This window comes from Rhodoferax sp. WC2427, assembly GCF_040822085.1.
Classification (GTDB): Bacteria; Pseudomonadota; Gammaproteobacteria; order Burkholderiales; family Burkholderiaceae_C; genus Rhodoferax_B.
The window spans coordinates 1,318,020-1,335,356 of record NZ_CP162006.1; the positions used below are offsets into that span (position 1 = coordinate 1,318,020).

Sequence of the window (17,337 nt, forward strand, 5' to 3'; positions counted from 1 at the left end):
GGTTTGCTCCAATCGCCTTTTGCACTCCACAGGCAACCATGGGGCTTACCAAAACCGACAAAGCGCGTGCCGAGCTTCAGCCCGGCCAGCGAAGCCTGGGCCAGCGCGAGCGGGCCTTGCTGCTGCTGGCCGATGGGCGCAAGACGGTGCACGAAATGGGCGCCTACCTGGGGCACGAGGGTGAGCGCCTGGTGCTGCAGTTGCTGCGCGACGGCTACCTCGCGCAGCCAGCGGTAGCCGCCGTGCCGGTGGCGGCCGATCCGTTTGACGGCAAGCGCTCCATGGCCACCACCCGCATGTTTTTGTTTGACATCTGCGAGCGCATGTTCGCCCGGCGGGCGCCCGCCCTGGCCGAATCTTTGCGTGAAGCCCTGCGCAATGCCCGCGACCGCAGTTCCATGCTGGAAGTCAGCCACGTCTTGCTGGCCGAGGTGGAAAGTGCGGCAGGGCTGGAGCGGGCCAACGCGCTGCGGGAGCGCATCGCCTTGCTGTTACCCCAGACCGTGGCGGTCTAAGCGACCCACCGGATTTCTGCAAACCCCAGGTGGTGCATAAATTCCCGCAGCACCAGCAGGGTGGCGGCGAAGGCGGGGGTGTTGGGAATGCCCGCACTCGCCGCCGGACGGCCTTGCGACAAGGCCGCCAGCAGGTCGAACAGGCGCTCCACCGCGTCAATCGACAGCGTGGTGCCCCCCACACCGGCGAGCCCCGCCATGTCTTGCACCCAGGCATCGGTGGTCCACAGGGCAGGGTGGTCGACCACCAGGGTGCGGGCCCGGTTCACCTCGTCTTCCACCCACTGGATGGCGTTTTCCAGCTCGCCGGGCGTGGGCGGGTTGTGGTGGAACCAGGCGGCCGCCGTCTTGTGGGAGCCCAGTGCCAACTCCAGCGTGGCCTCGGCCTGCGGGCCGAGGCCGACCGCCAGGGCGGTGTGCTCCGGGCCGATGTGCAGCACGGTGATGGGGGTGCCATTGGCCAGTTCGCGGTAGCGCTGCTGTATGTCGAATTCCATAGGGGGCCTTGGTGCGGTAAAGGGCATTCTAGAAAGCAAATGTTGGCGGCGGTGGCCGCATGTTCCTGTATAAAGGCGAAGGCCCGAAAGGTTACAAAAACAAACAGGAGCCTTTTTTCGTGATTGCTTTGAATCCACTGACTTTCAATGGGGCCGACATGGCGGCCCGGCTTGCGGTGCTCAGCCCGGCCGAATTGGATGGACTCGATTTTGGCGTGATCGGTTTCGATGCCGATACGGTAGTCACCCAGTACAACATCTATGAATCCCAGGCCGCCGGTTTGTCGCCCGAGCGGGTGCTGGGGCACCCCCTGTTTACCGTGGTGGCCCCGTGCATGAACAACTTCCTGGTGGCGCAGCGCTTTGAAGACGCCGAAGCCAATGACGAGCCGCTGGATGCCACCCTCGACTACGTGCTGACCCTGCGCATGCGCCCGGTGAAGGTGGCCCTGCGGCTGCTGTCCGACCCGGGCCAGGCGCTGCGCTACGTGCTGGTATTTCGGGCCTAGTTTTTTCCATCCCCCGCCCAGCCGCTCGCGGTGACGGCACCGCCACCCAGGACTCCCCATGCCCGCCACTGCCGCCAACGAAGCCTACGAGGCGCTGATCCAATTTCTCTACCAGGCCCCGATCGGGCTGGCCCAAACCAGCCTGGACGGCAGCATCGAGATGGCCAACCCCATGTCGGCGCAGCTGCTGATGCCGGTGTCGCCCGATGGTAGCCTGGACAACCTGTTTGACGTGCTGGCCGATGTGGCACCGCACCTGCGCAGCATGGTGGCGGCCTTCGCCCCGGCCAGCGGCGTGGTGTGCGAGTCGATGCGCATCCCGCTGCAACCCGATGGCCGGGGCCAGACGGCGCCGCAGATGCTGTCGTTCAACCTGCTCAAGATGGGCCCCGACCGGCTGATGGCCGTGCTGAGCGACATCACCCGCGAAGTGCAGCGCGAGCAGCAGGGCCTGGCCCGCCGCCTGAGTGCCGCCGACCGCATGGACAACCTGACCCGCATGCCCAAACGGGCGGTGGCGCTGGAGCGCCTGCAGCGGGCCATGGAGCGCGCGCCCGAGGAGCCCGGCTACGCCTTCGCCGTGCTGTACTTGAACTGCGACCGCCTCAAGCAGATCAACAACACCCAGGGCCATGCGGCGGGTAACGAAGTTCTGTCGATGCTGTCCGACCGCTTGCGCACCACCTTGCGCTCGCGCAACCGCCTGGGCCAGCCGCATGGCGGCGAGCAGATGGCTGCGCGCGTCGGCGGTGACGAGTTTGTGGTGGTGCTGGACGACCTGGAGCACCCCGACGATGTGCACGTGGTGGCGCAGCGCCTGCTGGATGTGCTGGCCAAGCCCTACGGCATTGGCACCCAGCAGTTGCACTGCGGCGTGAGCATCGGCATCGTGCTGCGCGCCCAAACCCGTGGCGACGCCGAAGCGGTGCTGCAGTGCGCCAGCATCGCCATGGCGGAGGCCAAGCGCGCCGGGGGCGGGCGCTACGTGGTGTTTGAGCCGGCCATGCATGCGCGCGCCGCACACCGCTCGGAGACCGAGGCCGAGCTGCGCCTGGCCCTGGCCGAGGAGCAGCTGTTTGTGGTGTACCAGCCGGTGGTGGGCCTGCTGGGGCCGGGGCGTAACGACGGCTCGGTGGACCGTTCTGCGGGGGTCGAAGCGCTGGTGCGCTGGCAGCACCCCACGCGGGGCGTGGTGCCGCCGTTTGAATTCATTGGTGTGGCCGAAGAATGTGGCCTGATCGGTGCGCTGGGCGACTTCGTGCTGGCCACCGCCTGCCGCCAGTTTGTGCAGTGGCAGGCCGAGCTGGGCGCCAGGGCTCCGCGCCTGCTGGCGGTCAACCTGTCGCGCGCCCAGTTGGCCCAGCCCGACTGGGCCGAGCACGTGGGTGAGCTGCTGCGCAGCATCGGCATGGCCCCCGCACAACTGCAGCTGGAGGTGACCGAGAGCCTGGCCGCGCAGGACGAAAACGTGCAGACCTGCCTGCACGCGCTCAAAGCGCTGGGCCTGACCCTGGCGCTGGACGACTTTGGTACCGGCTATTCCTCGCTGGCCAGCCTGCACCAGCTGCCGGTGGACGTGGTGAAGATCGACCGCTCGTTTGTCAGCCAGTCTGCCACCAGCCACCACCACCGCGTGCTGATCGAAGCCACGGTGCGGGTGGCCCACAGCCTGGGCATGGGCACGGTGGCCGAAGGCATCGAAACCGAAGCCCAGGCCGCCATCGTGCGCACCCTGCAGTGCGAAAAAGGCCAGGGCTATTTGTTCAGCAAACCGCTGCGGGCCGAGGACCTGGTGCGCTGGATCAATGCGGCGGATTGATCCAATGCCAAATCGGCATCCGGCGCTTATTCCATAAGCGCAAGAAGCTATAAAAAATGTAGTATTAACCCGCTCGCAGCACCGTCTGCAGCCAGGCCAGAAAGTCGGCCTGCATGGCCGCGCTGATGCCGTGGTCTATGGGGTAGCGGTGGCTTTGCAGGGGCACGCCCAGAGCGCCCAGCCACTGGTCGGAGCGCTCGGCCCAGGCCACCGGCAGCTTGCTGTCGAACTCGCCATGGCCCACAAAGGCCTGCACCTGGGCCAGCTGCGCGGGCGGGGCCAGGTGCGGCTCCAGCTCGGGCAGGATGCGGCCCGACAAAATGCCGAAACCCGCCACCGTGGCCGGTGCCGTCAGCCCTACCCCCGCGCTCATGATGCCGCCCTGGCTGAAGCCCGCCACCACCGTGTGCTGCGGCGCAATGCCGTGGGCCTGCTGCAACTGGCCGATGAAACGGGTGAGCGCCAGGCGGCTGCTGTCGGCCTCGGCTGCGTCGATGCGCGGCCCGGTGGGGCCAAACGCCACCCGGAACCAGGCAAACTGCCCCGGCCCCAGGGTCAGCGGGCCGCGTGGCAGCACCACCAGGGTGCCGGGCTGTTGCGCGGCGATGGCGGCGGCCATGTCCATCAGATTGCTTTCCGACCCGCCCACCCCGTGCAGCAGCAGCACGAGGGCGGTGGGGCGGGCGGGTTGCGGCTGGAGGACGCGAAAGCTGAGGGCGAAATCGGGGCTGGTGTGCAGGGTGCTCATGTGGATTCCTCCATTTCAATGGGTGGTGGCGGGCAAACCCCAGGCATACGACTCCATGGAGAGTACGCCGTGGGTGATGCCGCCGTCGATCACGCGGGGCGCCTCCGAATCGCTGCGTCCGCCCATGGCCACCAGCAGGGGCAGGTAGTGCTCTTCGGTGGGGTGGGCGCGCTCGGCGTGCGGGGCCAGGCGGCGGTAGTCCACCAGCTTGTCCGCGGCATGGCCGTTGACGGCCTGGCGGATCCAGTGGGTGAACTCGACCGCGTAGTCGGCGGCGTCGGTGTGGGCGTGGCGGAACTCGTACAGGTTGTGCGTCATGCTGCCCGAAGCCAGCACCAGCACGCCTTGCGCCCGCAGCGGTGCCAGGGCCTGGCCCAGGCGCAGGGCCCCGGCGGTGTCCAGGTCGTGCGGCATCGACACCTGGAACACCGGGATGGTGGCCGCAGGCAGCAGGTGGCGCAGGGGCACCCAGGCACCGTGGTCCAGCCCGCGCCGTGCGTCCAGCGTGGCGGGCCAGCCGGCATCATTCAGCACGCGCTGCACTTCGGCGGCGATGTCCGGGGCGCCGGGTGCGGGATAGCGCAGGCTGTACAGGGCCTGTGGGAAGCCGCCAAAGTCGTGCACCGTCTCGGGCGCGGCACTGGCCATCACCTGCACGCCGCGGGTCTGCCAGTGCGGCGAGACCACCAGCACGGCGCGGATGCCGTGCAGCGTCTGGCCCAGCGAGGTCAGCAAGGGGCCGAGTGTGCCGGGCTCGATGGCAAACGTGGGGGCGCCGTGGGATACGAACAGCACCGGAGCGAGGGTGGCAGAAGGGGTGGGAGTGGATGTCATAGCCGCTACTGTATAAGCTACGCCTGAAGAGATAAACGGCCTAGAATAAGATTCATTGTTTTACTGTCATACACAATGGACCGTTTTCTGGAAATGCAAACCTTCAGCGCCGTGGTGGACGCGGGCAGCTTCGTCAAGGCCGCCGAGGCGCTGGGCTTGTCCAAGGCCGCCGTGTCGCGCTATGTGGGCGAACTGGAGGCGCGGCTGGGTGTGCGCCTGCTGCAGCGCACCACGCGCCGCCTGTCGCTTACCGAAGAAGGCCAGGTGTTCTACGCCCGCAGTAAGGAGCTGCTGGCCGGGGTGGAAGAGGCCGAAATGGAGGCCACTTCGCGCAGCGCCGCCGCCAGCGGCCTGCTGCGCATCAACGCGCCGGTGACCTTTGGCAACCTGCACCTGGCCCCGCTGTGGGGCGTGTTCCGCAGCCAGCACCCGCAGGTGGCGCTGGACATCACCCTGTCGGACCGGGTGGTGGACCTGGTGGAGGAGGGCTACGACGTGGCCATCCGCATCGCCACCCTGCCCAGCTCCACCCTGGTCAGCAAGCGCCTGGCCAGCACCCGCATCGTGCTGTGCGCATCGCCCGCCTACCTGGCCGCACACGGCACGCCCCAGCACCCGGCCGACCTGGCCGCGCACGCGGTAATTGCCTACCGCTACTGGGCCAGCAAGGATGAATGGCACTTTGACGGACCCGATGGCCCGGTCACCGCCAAGACCCGCCCCTGCATGCACACCAACAGCGGCGACACCTGCCGCGCCGCCGCGCTGGCGCACCAGGGCATCATCCTGCAGCCCACGTTTCTGGTGGCGGGCGACCTGGCGGCGAGCACCCTGGTGGAGCTGATGCCGCAGTACCGCTCGCTGACCATGGGCATCTACGCCGTGTACCCCACGCGCAAGCACGTGTCGCCCAAGGTGCGGGCGCTGGTGGACTTTTTGGCGGGGAAACTGGCGGCGGTGGCCTGGTGAGGCGATTGATATAAAAACCAGCCTTGGCGCCCGTGGTTGTGGCGTAAGGTGCTATCAAAAGTAAAGTAATTTGGTGGCGGCTACAAGTCCGCCACGATCTTGTGCAGGTAGGCCAGCGCGATGCGGGGCGTGGCGTTCAGCAGCTTGGCGATGGCTTCCACATCGTCGGGCACGGCGGGGTTGTCCCAGCCGTGCAGCGTGTGGCGCGCCAGCCGCACGGCCAGCACCACGTTGAGCACATTGGCCTGCTCGGCATGGCGGGCATCGCTGATACGCACCAGCATGGCGGGCAGGCACCACTGGCGCATGAGCTGCTGGGCCAGGTCGTCCAGCTCGATGTTGAGCACCGTCTTTTGGATGGCGGCACTGCGCAGGGTGGGGTCGGCCTGCTGCGCGGCCTGGATCTGCAGGGCCAGCGCAGGCGCATGGCACCACAGCAGCAGCTCGGCAAAGTCGTGCAAAAACGCGGCGTGCAGGATCACGTCCACATCCATATCCGCCCGGTGCACCGCAAAGCCCAGCGCAAACAGGCGCGCCCGCTCGGCCCGCTGCAGCAGCTCGCGCACGGCGGCCAGCGCCTGCGGCTGGTCGGCCAGGCGGTCTTCCACCGTGGGCTGTGGGCCAAAGTGGCGGAAGAACGGGGCGATGCCCAGCATCACCAGGGCGCCGGTGATGGTTTCGGTTTTGCTGGAATCCATCACGTGCACGTCCGGGCGGCGCAGGCTGGCCACATAGGCCATGACCTTGATGGCCATCAGCGGGTCGGTCTGGATGGCTTTGGCCAGCATGGCCGCGTCCACCTCGTCCTCCTTGGCCCGCAACACCTCCAGCGCCCGCGCCGTCTCGGCCAGCACAGGGATCTCGGCGCTGGTGCAGTAGCGCGTCCACGCCGCGAGGTCGGGCAGGGCTTCGGTAAGTTGGGGGACAGACATGTAAGCCAATGTACTGCACCCGTGGAAAACTACCAATGTTTGGTGCCAAACCGGCACTTTGCGCTTATTCCGTGGGCGTGGGCAGCTATCAAATCAGGAATGTTTGTCCAGGCGACACTGGATCGGCCTCCGCGAGCGACTGGTTCAGCGTTGCCCCAGCCGCACGATCTGCCCGGCCCGCGCCTTGGCCAGGGCCTTGCTCAGAATCTTGTAGGTATCGAAGTCGAACGCGGTGTGGCCGGACTCCAGCAGCTCGGCCACTTCTTCCTCGCTTTTGGCGGTGCCCAGATAGCGCCAGTCGTGCAGCACGTGCAGGTCGCGGCCTTCGCGCAGGCCAATGGGGCCGGGGTGCGGCCAGCGCTGCACCTTGTGGCGGGTCAGGGCGGTGAGCAGGGCCAGGTTGTGCTGGGCCAGGGGCTGGGTGCCCACGCAGGCCCCGGCGCACTGGCGGATCTGGTGGGCGAAGCAGGGGCGGCCGGGCGCGAGCTTTTCCAGGCCCAGCACGCCACGGCACAGGCCCTGGGTGGTGGCCAGGGTTTCCAGCAGCTGCAGGGCTTCGCGGCGCGAGCGGAAGGGGCCGAATAAATTGTCTTGCACGCCCAGGGCGATGTCGGGGCCGTTGACCAGGCGCGGCACCAGCGGGGTCAGCAGTGCGCTGGTGTCGTCCAGCTGCCAGGCGTGCAGGTCGCGCTGGCGGCGCAGTTGCACGTTCATGCTGGGTTGCTTGCTTTTGACCCACTGGGCTTCGAGCAGCAGCGCGCCGACTTCGCCCTCGGTTTCCAGCCAGTCGATGTCGGCCACCTGCTGGCTCAGGCGCATTTCCTTGGGTTTGCTGAGTGCCGCGCTGAAGTGGGCCAGCACGCGGCTGCGCAGGTTTTTGCTTTTGCCGATGTACAGCGGGCGGCGCTGGGCGTCGTAAAACACGTACACGCCGGGGGTTTCGGGCAGGCGGTCGATGTGCTCGGCATCCAGCTGCGGCGGCACGGCAGGGCGGGCCGAAAGGGCATTGACCGCCGCGCTGAGCGTGGCGGTATCGAACCGGTGGAGCAGCAACTGCCAGAACTGGGCCAGCGCGTCGGCATCGGCCAGGGCGCGGTGGCGCGCGGGCATCTGCAGGCCGTGCACGGCGATCAGGGTGTCGAGGTTGTGCCGCGCCTGGGTGGGGAACAGGCGGCGCGATAGCTGCACGGTGCACAGCACGGGGGCCTGCCAGGCGATGCCGCAGGCCTTGAACTCGGCCCGTAAAAAACCGTAGTCGAAGCGGGCGTTGTGGGCCACAAACAGCTTGCCGCGCAGCCGGTCCAGGATCTCGGCGGCCACGGCCTCGAAGGGGGGCTGGTCGGCCACCATCGCGTCGTCGATGCCGGTGAGCTGCTGGATGAAGGCCGGGATGCGCGTGCCGGGGTGGATCAGCTGGCTCCAGCGGCGCACGTGGGGGCCGTCCACCTCGACGATGCCGACCTCGGTGACGCGGTCGCGCCCGGCGCTGCCGCCGGTGGTTTCAATGTCGACAAAGGCCAGGGGCGGGAAATCGGGGGTCATACCCACAGCCTAGCATTGCGCCGCCCCACCCGGCTCCCGCAGGGCTTTAGCGCCGGTTGCCGGTGGGCCCCACCATGGGCGGGCGCTTCCCTGCTTGTGGCCTGGCAGGGGAAGTTCTAGGATCTCGGGTTACCAGACGCGAAATGCCCTACGCAGCCCTGCGTATAGGCGCTGGCCGGATGGCGGAGGGTCCATGAGCACCATGCGTGAGCGGGATTGGCGTGCCTGTTTCGAGCTGCTGCAGACGGTGGTCGACGCGGGCGACAGTGTGGACGCGCTGGCCCGCGCCGCCGTCAACGCCCTGCCCGCGCTGGTGGCCGCGGAGGTCAGCAGCCTGGCCGAATACAACCTGCGCAATGGTCGCCGCCAGGTGCTGGCCATGCCCGAGGCGGCACCCGGTGCCCCCAACCCGGTCGGTGGCAAGCCCTGCCGCCGCCCGCATCCCTTGCTGCACCTGCACGCCGACCCGCCGGTGCCGGGCGGCTACCGCACCGGTGAGGCACTGCTGTACCCGCGCCCGAACCGCAGCGAACCCTATGGCGGCTCCTTCCGCCGCCGCGGCACCGACTATGTGCTGGCGCTGCCGGTGTATGTTGATGACACCACCCTGGTGAGTTTTGTCCTGAACCGGCGTGACCGCGATTTCAGTGAGCGCGAACGCGCCATGCTCGCGCTGGTGGGGGGGCCGCTGACCCGCATGTACCGGCAAGCGCGGGCGCTGGAGCAGCTGCGCACCAGCCTGTCGACCCTGGCCCCCAATGCCCAGGGCCTGCATGCCCGTGGCGTCACGCCCCGCGAGACCGAGGTGCTGCGCTGGCTGGCCGCGGGCAAGACCGACCGCGAGATTGCGGCCATTCTGGGCTGCAGCTACCGCACGGTGCAAAAGCATTTGCAGCGCCTGTACATCAAGCTCGGTGTCGAGACCCGCACGGCGGCGGTGCTGCGGGCCCTGGGCAGACCAGTACGCACTGCTGCGTATGGCGATCCAGATCCGGTCGGCCTAAGCTGAAACACATTGGGCAGACCAAAAATATGCGGTGCAAACCGTGTGGTGGGTGGGATCTGGAGGTCACAAGATGAACAGCTTGAAAATTCTGGATGGCGAGCGCGAGTCGGTGGTGGTGGACCATGTCGCACTGGAGCAATTGAAGTCTGCGCTGCGCGGGGACTTGCTGTTGCCCGGCGACGAGGGTTTTGAGGATGCGCGCACGGTGTGGAACGCCATGGTCGATCGCCAGCCCGCCCTGGTGGTGCGTTGCGCGGGTGTGGCCGATATCGTCCAGGCCGTGCGGTTTGCGCAGGCGCACCGCCTGCTGACGGCGGTCAAGGGCGGTGGGCACAATATTGCGGGCAATGCCGTCTGCGATGGCGGCCTGCTGGTTGATTTGTCGCAGCTGCGCGCGGTGATGGTCGATCCCCAGCGGCGCGTGGCCCAGGTGGAGCCGGGCGCAACCCTGGCCGACTTCGACCACGAGTGCCAAGCCTTTGGTCTGGCCACCCCGGTGGGTATCAATTCGACCACCGGCATTGCCGGGCTGACGCTGGGGGGTGGCTTCGGATGGCTGTCGCGCAAATACGGCATGACGGTGGACAACCTGCTGGCTGCCGATGTCGTCACCGCCGACGGCCGTGTGCTGCGCACCAGCGAGCACGAGAATCCCGATCTGTTTTGGGCGATCCGTGGCGGCAGCGGTAACTTTGGGGTTGTCAGCCGGTTTGAATTCCAGCTCCATCCGGTGGGGCCCGATGTGCTGAGCGGGCTGGTGGTGTATGCGCTCAAAGACGCACCATCTGCGCTGCGGCAGTTCCGGGACTACGTGAAGACCCTGGACGACGACACGACCGTCTGGACGGTGATGCGCAAAGCGCCACCCCTGCCGTTCTTGCCGCCCGAGGTCCATGGGACTGAAATCATCGCCTTCTGCGTGTTCAGCGCCGGTGACCCGGACGCAGGGCGTACGGCGATCGAACCCGTGCGGCACTTTGGCACTGTGCTGGGGGAATTTATCGGTCTGCAACCGTACACGGCCTGGCAAAAGACTTTCGACCCGCTGCTCACGCCCGGGGCCCGCAACTACTGGAAATCGCACAACTTCGCCGACCTCAGCGACGGCGCTATCGACGTGGCGGTGAAGGCCGTGCACAGCCTGCCATCGCCGCACTGCGAGATCTTCTTTGGCCTGATTGGTGGGGCCACCACCCGCCCTGGCGCCGATGCCACGGCCTACGCGCACCGCGATGCCATTTACGTCTGCAACGTCCATGGCCGCTGGGAAACCGCCGCCGAAGACGCGCAATGTACCGAGTGGGCGCGGGCTTTCTTCCGGGATGCAGCGCCCTATGCCTCGGGCGGTGTGTACGTGAACTTCCTGACCGATGACGAGCCCGAGCGCATCAAGGCGGCCTATGGCCCGGGCTACGAGCGGCTGGTGGCGGCCAAAAACAAATACGACCCGGGCAATCTGTTCCGCATGAACCAGAACATCCGGCCCAGCCTACTGGGTTGAGCCGCAGATTCAGCGCATGTTGCCGGTGTGCCCCAGCGAGTAGCGGCCGGGCTGGGGCCAGACGGTCAGGCCGTGCGGTTCGGCACCCACCTTGATGGATTGGACGGCACCGGTTTCGGTATCGAAGGCATACACCTTGTCGTCGAAGCGGCCCGATAGCCACAGGGTTTTGCCATCGGCGCTGACGTTGCCCATGTCGGGGCTGCCGCCGCCGGGGATGGGCCAGGTGGCGAGCACCTTGCGGGTGGCGAAGTCGAGCACCGACACACTGCCTGGGCCATTGCGCTTGCCGTGCACCATGTTGCTGCCGCGGTTGGAAATGTAGAGTTTGCTGCCGTCGCGGCTGGGGTACAGGCCGTGGGCGCCGGTGCCGGTGGGGATCTGGCCGATCTTGGTGAAGCTGTCGCCATCGACCACGTGGATGCCGTCGGCCATCATGTCGGCCACATAGAACACCTTGCCGTCGGGCGAGATGCGGATGTCTTGCGGCATGCCTTTCTTGTCCAGCAGCAGGTAGCCCAGCACCTTGCGGTTCACCATGTCGATCTTGGCCAGCTTGCCGCCGAACTCGCAGGTGAACAGGGCGTAGCTGCCGTCGATGGCGAAGTCGGCGTGGTTGATGCCCTTGCACTCGGGCACCGCCAGGCTGGATTGCAGCGCCATGGTGTGGGCATCGCGAAAGTCCAGCCGGGCAAAGGCTTCGGCCACCACGATGGCCTGTTTGCCGTCGGGGGTGAAGTACATATTGTAGGGGTCGTCCACCGGCACATCCTGGCCGCGCTTGCCGGTCTTGGGGTCGATGGGGGTCAGGCTGCCGCTGTTCTTGCCTTCGGCATTGTTGGCCACCCACAGGGTCTGCAGGTCCCAGGAGGGCACCACATGTTGCGGGCTGTGGCCCACGGCAAACTTGTCCACCACCTTCATGGTGGCGGGGTCGATCACGTAGATATCGTTGGAGCGCAGGTTGGGCACGTAGATGCGGGGCAGGGCGCCGGCCACGGCCGGGCTCAAGCGGCCCATGCCAGCTTCGCTGTACAGGTTGCTGGCGTTGACCACTGGCGGCATGCCGGGGGTGGTGGCGATGGGCGCGGCCCAGGCGCTGTGGCACAGGGCCAGGGTGGCGGCGGTCAATGCGGCGAGGCGGGTAAGTTGGAACATGGGATGTGTGGGTCGGTGATGGAAATACGTTAATTTAGCGGGTTGCCGTAGCAGCTTTGAGCGCCTGCACGGTTTTGCTGACGATGGCGTCGATGCCGAGCTGGCCCAGCTCGGCCGTGGCGCGGTGCGGGTCGCCGCCATACACGCCGTCGGCCTGGCCGACCTTGGGGCCGCTGCGCATGGCCTCCTGGCGCACCATGTGCGGGGCCACGGCCAGCAGCAGGGCGGTATCGGCCAGGCCGGCGTGGGTGCCGATCTCATCGTCGCGGATGCCGTGCTGGCGCAGGATCTGCGCGTAACCTTCGGAGCTGGTGGCGTAGTAGACCTCGGGCAGGATGGCCCGGGCTCCGGTGCTGGCCCAGCTTTTGTTCAACTGGGCCACCACCTGCTGCACGTCTTTCAGGTAGCCGCCGTGGTCGCCCAGGAACACCACATTTTGGAAGCCATGCACCCGGAAGCTGTTGGCGGCGGACTCCAGGGTCTTCTTGAACACCTCGTCGGGCACGGTGATGGTGCCGGGAAAGCGCATGTGCGAGGTGGTGGGTGCCGTGCCGCCCTCGGGCACATAGGCCATCACGGGCGCCACCAGGGCATTGCCCAGGCCTTCGGCGATGCGCTGCGACAGCGCCTTGACCCGCGCGTTGTGCTTGCCCAGTGCCACATACGGCCCGCTTTGCTCGGTGCCACCGATGGGCACCAGAATGGTGGTTTTGCCCAGGCGCACCTGGTCACGCAGTTCGGTCCAGGTCAGGTCTTCCAGAAACACGGTGGGCAGTGGGTGTGGGGGGGGCGGTGTCTGGGCCCAGGCGGCATGGCTGGCCATCAGCAGGAGCAGGCCCGCCAGTGTGGTCTGCGCGCGCAAAAAGGGGTGGTGCATAAAAAAGGCTGTGGAGTGCGTCATAGACCGAGTCAAGGGAGTGTGCACAGTTCCCGCACCCGCGCATTGTCTCAGGTCAAAGTCGGGTAAAGATGGGCTCCGTCCCGGGTGTAAGTGTGGCCAGCAAAGGGGCAAATCGGACTATATTGGTCGCCATCCATGCGCTGATCCACCGAGAAAATCCCTATGAAATTTGAACAACTGATTGCCTCCGACACCTTGATCCCCTCGCTGCCCGCCACGGTTGCACAGATCTTTGGTGAATTCCAGAAACCCGATCCGGATGTGCGCCGGATCACCGCCCTGGTGTCGGCCGAAGTGGGGCTCACGGTGCGGGTGCTGCGCCTGCTCAACTCGGCCCGCTACGGTAGCGGTGGCCGCATCGGCACCATGGAGGCGGCGATTCCGTTGTTGGGGCTCAAGGCCATCAAGCAGTTGGTCAGTGCCGCCGCGGTGCGTGGGGCTTTTCGCATGGTGCCTGGGGTCGATATGCCCGAATTCTGGCGCAACAGCCTGGACGTGGCCAAGATTGCCCAGTCGCTGGCCGCCACCATGGGCATGGACAAGGGGCTGGCGTTCACCGCCGGCCTGCTGCACGGGGTGGGTGACCTGGTGATGAAGATGGCCATGCCCGACCAGCCCTGCATGCAGCCGGACTTTGCCAAGGACGGCAACCGCTATGCCCGGCAAATAGCCGAGCTGGGCTACTCCTATGCCGATGTGGGGGCGGCATTTGCCGCCAAGTGGCGCTTTCCGCAGGAGATTGTGGATGCCATCCAGCACCACCCGAATCCGCAGGAGGACGTGGCCACCGACACCCTGGCTGGCATCCTGTACCTCGCCGCCTGGGGCGGCCGTGCCCACGAGCTTGACCTGGACACGCCCAGCAAGCTGGAGCAATACCCGCGCCACGTGGCCGAGGCCATCGGCTGCACCGACGCTGAGGCACAGCTGTGCGCGGACGATGCCATCGAGTGGACGGGCCCGGAGGAGGCCGGGGAATTTGCCTAGCGGTGCAGTGGCGATCAGATGGGGCTGAAAAGTGCAGCCTGCGCTTGCCTGGTATCACTTTGTAGCTACAAAAATGGTACTTTTTGCCGTTGGGCACATCGGCGGCAAAGGGTTTTTACAAAAATATGATGATTGGCGGGCGATGTCACCGGTAACGTAATACGCCCATGCCAAATAGTGGACATTTCTCGTATGCATAAGGGTTCAGGGTATTCCCTTGGTGGATTTTTGGGTGTTTATTTGTATTATTAATGGAGGCGAGCGGCTCTGGCCCCACTGCCTGCACCCGGGGTAGCGGGCGGTCCATCCGCCGTGCCTTGGCAACATCCAAAGAGACGAAAGAACACACCATGCATTTTGCGAAACGTACCACCGTGCACGCTGCTGCCAGCCTGGCTCTGGCCTCCTTCGGCCTGATGACCGCGGCCGCAGTGTCGGCCAAGGAAGTGACGGTCTGGGCCTGGGACCCCAACTTCAACATCGCCATCATGAAAGATGCCGCCGCCCGCTACACCGCCAAGCATCCCGATGCCACGTTCAAGATCGTCGACATGTCCAAGGCGGACCTGGAGCAAAAGCTGCAAACCATGCTGGCCTCGGGGGTGAGCAAGTCGCTGCCCGACATCGTGCTGGTGGAAGACTACAACGCGCAAAAATACCTGCGCTCGTTCCCCACCGCGTTCGAGCCCATGTCGGGCAAGGTCGACTACGCCGGGTTTGCCAAGTACAAGGTGGACCTGATGACGGTCAACGGCAAGGTCTACGGCCTGCCTTTCGACTCGGGCGTGACGGGTATGTACTACCGCAAGGATCTGCTGGCCAAGGCCGGTTTTTCCGATAAGGACATGGAGAACATCACCTGGGACCGCTACATCGAGATCGGCACCAAGGTGATGGCCGTCACCGGCAAAAAAATGCTCGGCATCGACCCCAATGACAACGGCCTGATCCGCGTGATGATGCAGTCCGCCGGGCGTTGGTACTTCGACAAGGACGGCAAGCTCGACATCAAGGGCAACCCCGCCCTCAAGGCCGCCATGGAAGTGCAGGGCAAGCTGTTCAAGTCGGGCATCGTCAAGCCCGTGACCAATTGGGCCGAGTACGTGGGTGCCGTCAACAAGGGCGACGTGGCCAGCATCACCACCGGCGTGTGGATCACCGGCGCGGTGAAGTCCGAGAAGAGCCAGGCCGGTCTGTGGGCCGTGGCCCCTACACCGTCCCTGAACCTGCCGGGTGCCACGCATGCCTCCAACCTGGGGGGCTCCAGCTGGTATGTGCTGTCGGGCGGGAAAGAGAAGGCCATGGCGGTCGATTTTCTGAATGAAATCTTCGCCAAGGACACCGACTTCTACCAAAGCATCCTGATCTCGCGCGGCGCCGTCGGCACCTTGATGTCTTCGCGCGCAGGCAAGGCCTACAGCGATGCCGACCTGTTCTTTGGGGGCGCCCAGGTGTGGCTGCGCTTCAGCGACTGGCTGGCCAAGGTGCCCAGCGTGAACTACGGCATGTACACCTACGAAGGCGATGCCGCCGTGTCGGCCCAGCTGCCCGCCCTGAACCAGGGCGTGCCCGTAGACCAGTTGCTGGACAAGATCCAGGCCCAACTCGCGGCCCAGATCAAGTAAGCCACCACGCTGGATGGGGACGCGGCAAGTCGTGTTGCCACCGCCCCCATCGCCCCCTCGTTCTGGAGATTTTTTTATGCGGCAAGCAAGCAGGCCGGGGCATCGCCTTTTCTACGATGTCAACGGATGGGCTTTTGTGTCGGCGGCATTGCTGCTGATCGGCACCTTCATGGTCTACCCCATCGTCCAATCGCTGTGGATGTCGCTGCACGCGGGGCAGGGCAGCATGGTGCAGTTTGTGGGCCTGGGCAATGTGGAGCGGCTGGTCAACGACCCGATGTTCTTGCGGGCGCTGACCAACACCTTCATCTTTTTGGTCGTGCAGGTGCCCATCATGATTGTGCTGGCGCTGGTGATGGCCTCCTGCCTGAACATGCCGAATCTGCGCTTTCGGGGCCTGCTGCGCACCGCCGTGTTTTTGCCCTGTGTCACCTCCCTGGTGGCGTACTCGGTGCTGTTCAAGAGCATGTTTTCTTATGACGGCCTGGTCAATGCCACGCTGCTCTGGCTGGGCCTCATCGACCAGCCCGTGCCCTGGCTGACCGACCCCTTCTGGGCCCGGGTGGTGGTGATTGCGGCCATCACCTGGCGCTGGACCGGCTACAACATGATCTTCTACCTGGCGGCCATGCAGAACGTCGACAAGTCCATCTACGAGGCCGCCCGCATCGACGGCATCTCGGCCACCCGGCGGTTTTTGTCGATCACCATTCCGGTGCTCAAGCCGGTCATTTTGTTCACCACCGTCACGTCCACCATCGGTACGCTGCAGATGTTTGACGAGGCCATGAACATCACCGGCGGCGGCCCGGCCGACAGCACCCTGACCTTGTCGCTGTACATCTACAACCTGTCGTTCAAGTTTGTGCCCAACTTCGGCTACGCAGCTACGGTGTCGTACGTGATTGTGATTTTGGTGGCGATATTGGCCTTCTTCCAGTTTTACGTGGCGCGGGAAAAGGAATGATGCATATGTCCTTTGAAAAAGTCCGCATGGCGTGCATTTACCTGTTTTTGTGGGTGATGGCGTTCTTGTCGATATTTCCATTTCTGTGGATGGTGATCAGCGCCACCAACGAGAGCAACGACATCACCAAAGGAAAAATATCTTTTGGCAATGCCATGGTGGCCAACTACCAGAAGTTTGCGGCCCTGTTCGATGTGGGGCTGGTATTTTGGAACTCCGCCAAAATTGCCATCGTGGGCTCGGTGCTGACCCTGCTGGTGTCGTCCCTGGCGGGCTACGGGTTTGAGATTTTCAAATCGCCCACCCGTGAGCGGTTTTACCAGGGCATTCTGGTGTCGATGATGATTCCATTTGCGACCTTGATGATCCCGCTGTTCATCCTGCTGGCGTCCTTTGACATGCTCGACACCCACATGGCGGTGATCTTGCCCACCATCGCGTCGGCCTACATGGTGTTTTACTTTCGGCAAAACACCAAGTCGTTCCCACCGGAATTGCGGGACGCGGCGCGGGTCGATGGGCTGAAGGAGTGGCAGATATTTCTGTTTGTGTATCTGCCGGTAATGCGCTCCACCTATGCCGCGGCTTTCATCATTGTGTTCATGGCCACCTGGAACAGTTTCCTGTGGCCGCTAATCGTGTTGCAGTCGGTGGAGCTGAAAACCATCACCCTGGTTTTATCGTCCCTGGGCTCGTCGTACACGCCCGATTTTGGCGTGATCATGGTCGCCACCATCATGGCCACCCTCCCCACACTCGCCGTCTTTTTTGCCATGCAGCGCCAGTTTGTCGAAGGCATGCTGGGTTCAGTGAAGTAAGGTTTTATC

General features: G+C 65.3%; 17 protein-coding genes. 10 read left to right on the top strand and 7 right to left on the bottom strand.

What is annotated here, in order from left to right; translation table 11 throughout:
- The first annotated feature begins 38 nt into the window (after nucleotides 1–38).
- On the top strand, nucleotides 39–515 hold the full coding sequence (locus AB3G31_RS06330) for a hypothetical protein (protein WP_367849347.1): 477 nt from the start codon (nucleotides 39–41) through the stop codon (nucleotides 513–515).
- Here AB3G31_RS06330 and AB3G31_RS06335 read toward each other — a convergent pair.
- Entirely contained in the window at nucleotides 512–1,012 is a 501-nt protein-coding gene (locus AB3G31_RS06335) for a hypothetical protein (RefSeq protein WP_367849348.1), read from the bottom strand. The genes AB3G31_RS06330 and AB3G31_RS06335 overlap by 4 nt on opposite strands.
- 119 nt (nucleotides 1,013–1,131) lie before the next feature.
- Between AB3G31_RS06335 and AB3G31_RS06340 the strand changes: the two genes are divergently transcribed.
- Complete coding sequence (locus tag AB3G31_RS06340; protein WP_367849349.1) at nucleotides 1,132–1,521, top strand: PAS domain-containing protein; 390 nt, start codon at nucleotides 1,132–1,134, stop codon at nucleotides 1,519–1,521.
- A gap of 58 nt (nucleotides 1,522–1,579) precedes the next feature.
- Nucleotides 1,580–3,340 (top strand): putative bifunctional diguanylate cyclase/phosphodiesterase, encoded by a 1,761-nt coding sequence (locus tag AB3G31_RS06345; protein ID WP_367849350.1) that lies wholly within the window; start codon nucleotides 1,580–1,582, stop codon nucleotides 3,338–3,340.
- A gap of 64 nt (nucleotides 3,341–3,404) precedes the next feature.
- Here AB3G31_RS06345 and AB3G31_RS06350 read toward each other — a convergent pair whose 3' ends face one another.
- Nucleotides 3,405–4,088, bottom strand: coding sequence for an alpha/beta hydrolase (locus AB3G31_RS06350; RefSeq protein WP_367849351.1), 684 nt, complete (start codon nucleotides 4,086–4,088; stop codon nucleotides 3,405–3,407).
- A gap of 15 nt (nucleotides 4,089–4,103) precedes the next feature.
- On the bottom strand, nucleotides 4,104–4,922 hold the full coding sequence (locus tag AB3G31_RS06355; RefSeq protein ID WP_367849352.1) for a class III extradiol ring-cleavage dioxygenase: 819 nt from the start codon (nucleotides 4,920–4,922) through the stop codon (nucleotides 4,104–4,106).
- A gap of 75 nt (nucleotides 4,923–4,997) precedes the next feature.
- On the opposite strand from AB3G31_RS06355, the gene AB3G31_RS06360 reads away from it, so the two are divergent.
- Entirely contained in the window at nucleotides 4,998–5,891 is an 894-nt protein-coding gene (locus AB3G31_RS06360) for a LysR substrate-binding domain-containing protein (protein ID WP_367849353.1), read from the top strand.
- 80 nt (nucleotides 5,892–5,971) lie between these two features.
- Here AB3G31_RS06360 and AB3G31_RS06365 read toward each other — a convergent pair whose 3' ends face one another.
- Together AB3G31_RS06365 and AB3G31_RS06370 are read right to left on the bottom strand one after the other, a co-directional pair.
- Nucleotides 5,972–6,823, bottom strand: coding sequence for an HDOD domain-containing protein (locus AB3G31_RS06365; RefSeq protein WP_367849354.1), 852 nt, complete (start codon nucleotides 6,821–6,823; stop codon nucleotides 5,972–5,974).
- 144 nt (nucleotides 6,824–6,967) lie between these two features.
- The gene (locus AB3G31_RS06370) at nucleotides 6,968–8,365 is read right to left on the bottom strand and encodes an exonuclease domain-containing protein (protein WP_367849355.1); all 1,398 of its coding nucleotides are present in this window, start codon (nucleotides 8,363–8,365) and stop codon (nucleotides 6,968–6,970) included.
- A gap of 193 nt (nucleotides 8,366–8,558) precedes the next feature.
- On the opposite strand from AB3G31_RS06370, the gene AB3G31_RS06375 reads away from it, so the two are divergent.
- Nucleotides 8,559–9,374 (top strand): LuxR C-terminal-related transcriptional regulator, encoded by an 816-nt coding sequence (locus tag AB3G31_RS06375; protein ID WP_367849356.1) that lies wholly within the window; start codon nucleotides 8,559–8,561, stop codon nucleotides 9,372–9,374.
- Between the two features lie 67 nt (nucleotides 9,375–9,441).
- Nucleotides 9,442–10,872 carry an FAD-binding oxidoreductase gene (locus tag AB3G31_RS06380; protein ID WP_367849357.1) on the top strand — a complete coding sequence of 477 codons (1,431 nt, stop codon included), beginning with the start codon at nucleotides 9,442–9,444 and terminating at the stop codon, nucleotides 10,870–10,872.
- A gap of 9 nt (nucleotides 10,873–10,881) precedes the next feature.
- Here AB3G31_RS06380 and AB3G31_RS06385 read toward each other — a convergent pair whose 3' ends face one another.
- Both AB3G31_RS06385 and AB3G31_RS06390 read right to left on the bottom strand, forming a co-directional pair.
- Nucleotides 10,882–12,030 carry a hypothetical protein gene (locus AB3G31_RS06385; protein WP_367849358.1) on the bottom strand — a complete coding sequence of 383 codons (1,149 nt, stop codon included), beginning with the start codon at nucleotides 12,028–12,030 and terminating at the stop codon, nucleotides 10,882–10,884.
- 34 nt (nucleotides 12,031–12,064) lie between these two features.
- Nucleotides 12,065–12,907: a creatininase family protein gene (locus AB3G31_RS06390; RefSeq protein WP_367849359.1), complete on the bottom strand. Its 843-nt coding sequence runs from the start codon at nucleotides 12,905–12,907 to the stop codon at nucleotides 12,065–12,067.
- Nucleotides 12,908–13,093: 186 nt separating this feature from the next.
- Between AB3G31_RS06390 and AB3G31_RS06395 the strand changes: the two genes are divergently transcribed.
- From AB3G31_RS06395 to AB3G31_RS06410, 4 genes are all read left to right on the top strand, one after another.
- On the top strand, nucleotides 13,094–13,918 hold the full coding sequence (locus AB3G31_RS06395; protein ID WP_367849360.1) for an HDOD domain-containing protein: 825 nt from the start codon (nucleotides 13,094–13,096) through the stop codon (nucleotides 13,916–13,918).
- Nucleotides 13,919–14,268: 350 nt separating this feature from the next.
- Nucleotides 14,269–15,543, top strand: coding sequence for an ABC transporter substrate-binding protein (locus AB3G31_RS06400; protein ID WP_367849361.1), 1,275 nt, complete (start codon nucleotides 14,269–14,271; stop codon nucleotides 15,541–15,543).
- Between the two features lie 136 nt (nucleotides 15,544–15,679).
- Nucleotides 15,680–16,510: a carbohydrate ABC transporter permease gene (locus AB3G31_RS06405; protein WP_367849362.1), complete on the top strand. Its 831-nt coding sequence runs from the start codon at nucleotides 15,680–15,682 to the stop codon at nucleotides 16,508–16,510.
- 5 nt (nucleotides 16,511–16,515) lie between these two features.
- Complete coding sequence (locus tag AB3G31_RS06410) at nucleotides 16,516–17,328, top strand: carbohydrate ABC transporter permease (RefSeq protein WP_367849363.1); 813 nt, start codon at nucleotides 16,516–16,518, stop codon at nucleotides 17,326–17,328.
- Nucleotides 17,329–17,337 lie beyond the last annotated feature (9 nt).